Raw genomic sequence first — 1,154 nt, 5'->3', positions numbered from 1 at the left:
AGCTTGGCGTTTAATCGCGGCAAGATCATTGCTTGTTAGGGTTCGCCGTTTGCCTGACAACGGGCACGGCCGCCCGTGATTCTTCGGAGTGTCGAGCTTCGAAGCGTCACAGAACGGCCGTGTGAATGAGTGTGCTGGACGAGGTCGCCCGCGTCGACCCACTTGGTGTGTTGTCCGGGTTTCGCCGGGACCTCTATGACTGTTTGGAAGCGCGGGGCGACGAGTTGTTCGAGCTGGTCGACGCTCTGCTGTGCACGGACGGTCCGGTGAAGACGCTGGTCGAGTTGTCACTGGCTCCTGAACACCGGCGTGGTCATGGTGCCCTGTATGGCGGGTTGAACTGTGGGCGGCTGGATGTGGCGCGGCTGCGCAGGGCTTTGACCGGACTGGCGTTGCCCCGGGCTGCGGACGGTCGGATCGTCCTGGCCGTCGATGTCAGCAACTGGCTGCGGCCGGACGCGAACACCAGCCCGGACCGGCTGTTCTGCCACACCTATGGCCGGGGCAAGGGCTCGGCCCAGATGATCCCTGGCTGGCCCTACTCCTTCGTAGCCGCCCTGGAACCCGGGCGGACCTCGTGGACCACCATCCTGGATGTGATCCGGCTCCGTCCCTGCGACGACGAGATCGCCGTCACTGCGGCCCAGATCCGGGAGGTGGTCCAGCGAATATGTGCGGCAGGGCAGTGGACGGACGGTGACCTTCCCGTCCTGGTCGTCATGGATGCCGGTTACGACGTCACCCGTCTGGCCTTCCTGCTCGCCGACCTGCCCGTCGAACTGCTGGGGCGGATGCGCTCGGACCGCGTCCTGTACTTCCCGCCACCGCCCCAGCCACCTGGCAAGCGCGGGCGCAAACCCAAGCGCGGACCGGAATTCAAGTTCGAGGACGCCACCACCTGGCCCGCTCCGGCGATCACCACGGTCACCGAAACCACCCGCTACGGGCTGGCCACCGCCAGCGCCTGGGGTCAGCTGCACCCGCTGCTGGTCCGCCGCTCGGCGTGGGCCGACTACCCCGAGAGTGAACTACCTGTCATCGCAGGCACAGTGGTCCACCTCCGGGTCGGCCATCTGCCCGGGGACCGGGACCCCAAGCCGGTCTGGCTGTGGTGGTCACGTTGCGATGCCACCGCTGCCGATGTGGACCGGCTC

General features: G+C 66.9%; 1 protein-coding gene. It reads left to right on the top strand.

From position 1 onward, the window contains the following. Positions 1-125: 125 nt before the first annotated feature. A partial coding sequence (locus tag ACIOMQ_RS41430; protein ID WP_402192906.1) for a transposase occupies positions 126-1,154 on the top strand: 1,029 nt, incomplete at its 3' end.

Source organism: Streptomyces sp. NPDC087845, assembly GCF_044742755.1.
In the GTDB taxonomy this organism is placed as follows: domain Bacteria; phylum Actinomycetota; class Actinomycetes; order Streptomycetales; family Streptomycetaceae; genus Streptomyces.
Note: the sequence above shows the minus strand (reverse complement) of the source record. Positions and strands in the feature narration are given on the sequence as shown.